Here is a 4,066-nt window from a genome sequence, read left to right as displayed (position 1 = left end):
GCTACAGAACAGCCGGATGGATCAGAACAATCCATGATCAACAGAACATCAGTATCACAGATATTATCCCTGCTTCCCATGTAATCAAGCCCCCATTTCTCTTTACACTGGATGATTGCATAATCCAGAAGGGTGCATGCGCCATCATCATCAATATCAAGACAATATTCACATTCCTGGAATGGGTCACAGGCCACAATCGGGCGAACGCCACTTAACGGAAGAGCAACCATATAGTAAATAGTCGATTGTGGATCTTCACTCAGACCACCCTCAGCTGATACACCTGGTGTCACGCCCGGAGTAACTGGTAGATTTATCTGGATTGGCTGCTGTGGCTCCTCACTTACTCCACCAGTCTGTGTTTGAGGTTTAGATCCGGTAATAACGGGTGTCCCTGATGATTCTGTATCATCGCATACTCCATTCTGATTACAATCATCACAGAATCCTGATGTACAGGAGGTACAGACAATTCTGCATGGGTGGATGTTAGATGAAGGAGTGCCAGATGAGGAAGTACCTGAAGGAGGACTAGTTGCTGCAACAATCGGAGAAGCACCGGTATATGGAGAAGGTGTCTGCCCTGAAGGCTGCGACGGGCCCGTCTGCTGACCTTGCTGCCCGGTTGAACCTGAAGGCTGAGATATACCAGCCGTGCTCATGATAGTTGCTCCGGATTTCATATCCCTGAAGACGCCTGATTTTGGATCATAATAAAATTGGGCATACACTTTTCCTTCTTTCGTAAATTGGGTGACTAAAAACCACCCATACGTCGGTGTATAAAATTTCTGAAGGACATTATCAAAGAACCAGCTGGTCTGCGTTATGGGATCAAAAAATGTTCCAGATCGGGTTCCTGGCTGCCATTGTGGGGGGATTACCTCATTCGGCGGGATAGTGCCAGGCCCTCCGGCAGGAGTGGGAGATGTTGCAGGTTTTGAGGGTGTTCCTCCAGTCATTACAAGGGTTGAGGTACTGAACCCAAGATTACTAGAACTACTGCTTGATGAAAACCCCCCTGATGAACTCGTAGAAGAGACTCCTGATGACATGGAGAATGCAGAACAAATTCCTACAGTACTAAGAAGAACGCAGAAAATTAATCCAAGAATTTTAATAAATGGTATCGTTTTCATAGAAAATCACCTCTTGAGTATCCAACTCATGAATATTATTGTGCCAGCTTAAAATGTATTATGGCAGGATCGATACCTGCAATTGAGATACACATCCCCCCTCTTTTCCAGTCTCTCCAGTTATCGCATTTGCAATATATGTACCTGGAGAAGCCTCTTTTGCCTGGATCAAAACGGTGTGCTCACCATTTTTATCAAGGGCCACCAGTCCGTATAATCCGGTTGCATACGCAGATTCATTATTAGCAATTAACTCCGTTATTTTTGCTCCTGTATTTTTATCAGGAACAAATTGACCAATTGAGAAAGGCCCTTCTGATTTATCAAAGACCATATCATTATCCAAAATGACAGGAGGCTTAATTTCTTCTGATGTATTCCCTTCTTTCATTGATATCCAGAAGTATACTTTTTCCAGAGGATTCCCATTGATGGTGATCATTAAGTCCTCACCTGACCTGATTGTCTCTGATTCAGTAGTCAGAGAGAGATCTGAGTGACAGGGCTGTTCTTCCTCTGGTGTTGGTTCTCTCATGAAAGCATACTCGGATGGTACATTTTCTGATGTACTCATACTTTGTACTGGTACCTCCTCCGTTGAGGAAGACGTTGATGAGGAACTTACCATCTGCTGATCAGGAATGCCTGTCCCCTGAGTCACTGATATGTAATGTTTCCTTTCCTTCATTCCTGTGCTTGAATCTTTTGCAATTTTTAATGTGACGGTGTATGTTCCCGGTGTTGAGTAAATATGAACCGGGTTTTGATCAATAGATGTTGTACCATCTCCGAAATCCCACACCCAGGTCTTTGGTTCACCTTTCGAGAGATCTGAAAATGAGACTGCAAGTGGTGCCGGTCCTGATTGAGGGCCTCCGGTAAAATCAGCAGAGAACGAAGGGAGATTCATTGGCATAACCGGCATAAACGGATTGGCAGTAACCGAGATTGCCTGATGAAATGTAGCAGTGTCTGATACTCCCTGTGCATCCAGGACAAGGAGGGTCACGGTATATGTACCTGGAGTCATGTAGGTATGCATGGTCCGTGGTCCGTCACCAGTATATCCGTCACCAAAATCCCAATGCCATTCTATTGGTTTTCCAACTGATGCATCGGTAAACATTACATTCAATGGTGCAGGTCCCTTGAGTGGTCCTATCCGGGCATCAGCTGTAATGGCAGATGCCTGCACGCAGAAGAGTCCGGTTACGACCAGACAGAGAATAAGAAATTTAAGATAATTATGTATATTCCCCATAATCAGCCCTCCATGAGATCTGATATGGTCAAAAGAGACGGATGAGAATTTATAGATGTCTCTTATTTTACCAACCGGAATATTTAAAATAAAAATGATTAAACCTGGGAAATTGTCTCTTTTTCGTTCATTGCCCACATGGATATAAAATGCTGGAGAATGATTCCGACGAATGCACATACAAGTCCGCCAATTGCACCCTGAATAATGTATGTTATGCCAAGATCCTGTGTTATTGGAAATTGAGAGAGATTCAGGTTTGAAAGGGTATAACTCATCCCTCCAAAGGCCAGGACTCCGATTGCACTTATGAAATAGGAAAAAATTACTGCGCGTGAGAGACTCTCCCGTTCATAGAGGAAACTGTCAATAATTGATCCAAGTGAGGTAGTTATTGCTGCAAGGGTAAACCAGGCGACTGCTCCCCATAAAAAGATGATGGCCATCGGGAATATTCCACTCCCGTCCCAGTAACTGGTGAGGGCAGATGTCCCCTCCATCACTCCGATGATCGCAAAAATTAACCCCCCGATATAGGTAACAAAGGAGAATCTCCCACGGTAGAGTGTGGATCTGAGGTCGATTACTTCGCTCCTGACAACCTCATCCAATGAAAATCCTTTATAGAGTAAATACCCCCCGACACATCCGGCAATTACTATTGTTGCGATCTCCGGTCTGTTTACTGCATAGCTGATTGCATAGAGAAGGAGCGTAAGTCCTGGAAGCACCAGCACAATTTTTGATATTTTTGGATCACTGATGAGTTTTTTAATGATGTAATAGGTGCCTTCAAGATTTGGCATCTGCGAGACTACTACCCGCTGTATTGAAGTGACTGATATTTTTCCCTGAATGATGGGAAGTATATATTCATCTTCACCCCCGTCGGTGACAAGGATGCATTGATTACATCCTGTCTGCGAAATTACATCATCAAGTAACCGGGCGATCTTGCGGTCACCTTCAATAAACCTGAAATGGTTTCCCCCAATAACCGCAACTTCTGCTTCTTCTCCATCAGCAATGAGTTTGTCATAGGTGGAGATTGCCTGGAATATTGCGTTCAGATCTGAATCTTCAGGGTCTGAAAGGGCAAGACGGATTGCGGCATCAAGGCAGGCCTCTCTGCCTATAACCGGACTTTCAACTGAAGCTTTAAACCCTATATCATCATCACGGTCGATATTGAGGACTAATGTTCTGATGAAACCCATTACCAAGATATTGGTTGCATCTCTATAAATGACTTCTTTGAAAAAAAGGAAAAATGGGATTATAAAAGTCTTGAACGCTGAAGAAGGAGCAGGTCTTCGGTGGTGAGTTTTTCTCCGGCCTTAAACTGTGAGAAGATTTGTTCTGCTTCCTTTCTGACTTCTTTCTGCTCTTTTGTGGTCTTGACCTTTTTGTTCTTCTTGCGAAGTCCGCCAATTACCTTGTCATAATCGCGAAGTTCCTTCTGGCAGGCGATGAAGAGTTTGTGTTCATTGTCGGCAGCTTCCTGTGCCTCGACAAATTTCTTGTGTGCTTCATCAGCCTTCTCACGGGATGAATCTGCTTTCCGGTAACACTCAACCATGAGGTCATGGTGTTTCTGGGCATCTTCTGCCAGCTGGGTAACATGGTCATGGATCTCAGATGCCTGACGACGGAGCTCCTTTGC

At 44.3% G+C, this 4,066-nt stretch carries 5 protein-coding genes; 1 reads left to right on the top strand and 4 read right to left on the bottom strand.

Going from position 1 to position 4,066, the window contains the following annotated elements; genetic code table 11:
• Window positions 1-965, bottom strand: a 965-nt coding sequence (locus LDL35_RS14800; protein ID WP_304023853.1) for a hypothetical protein, incomplete at its 3' end; no start/stop codon positions are given.
• Here LDL35_RS14800 and LDL35_RS14795 point away from each other — a divergent pair.
• Window positions 925-1,194, top strand: a complete 270-nt coding sequence (locus LDL35_RS14795; protein ID WP_304023850.1) for a hypothetical protein — start codon at window positions 925-927, stop codon at window positions 1,192-1,194. The genes LDL35_RS14800 and LDL35_RS14795 overlap by 41 nt on opposite strands.
• A 6-nt stretch (window positions 1,195-1,200) precedes the next feature.
• On the opposite strand, the gene LDL35_RS14790 is transcribed toward LDL35_RS14795, so the two are convergent.
• The 3 genes from LDL35_RS14790 to LDL35_RS14780 form a co-directional block, all read right to left on the bottom strand.
• Entirely contained in the window at window positions 1,201-2,403 is a 1,203-nt protein-coding gene (locus tag LDL35_RS14790) for a PKD domain-containing protein (protein ID WP_304023848.1), read from the bottom strand.
• A gap of 98 nt (window positions 2,404-2,501) precedes the next feature.
• A complete protein-coding gene (locus tag LDL35_RS14785) occupies window positions 2,502-3,620 on the bottom strand; it encodes a DUF373 family protein (protein ID WP_304023856.1) in 1,119 nt (372 codons plus the stop codon).
• A 59-nt stretch (window positions 3,621-3,679) separates the two neighbouring features.
• Window positions 3,680-4,066, bottom strand: a 387-nt coding sequence (locus LDL35_RS14780) for a coiled-coil protein (RefSeq protein ID WP_369694954.1), incomplete at its 5' end; no start/stop codon positions are given.

The sequence above is a fragment of the Methanospirillum hungatei genome (genome assembly GCF_020216685.1).
GTDB classification, from domain to species: Archaea; Halobacteriota; Methanomicrobia; order Methanomicrobiales; family Methanospirillaceae; genus Methanospirillum; species Methanospirillum hungatei_B.
This window is presented reverse-complemented; position numbering and strand designations above follow the sequence as displayed.

Coding starts and splice junctions, on each gene's coding strand:
- LDL35_RS14785 (WP_304023856.1), bottom strand. CDS start 3,620: ATGGGTTTCATCAGAACATTAGTCCTCAATATCGACCGTGATGATGAT.
- LDL35_RS14790 (WP_304023848.1), bottom strand. CDS start 2,403: ATGGGGAATATACATAATTATCTTAAATTTCTTATTCTCTGTCTGGTC.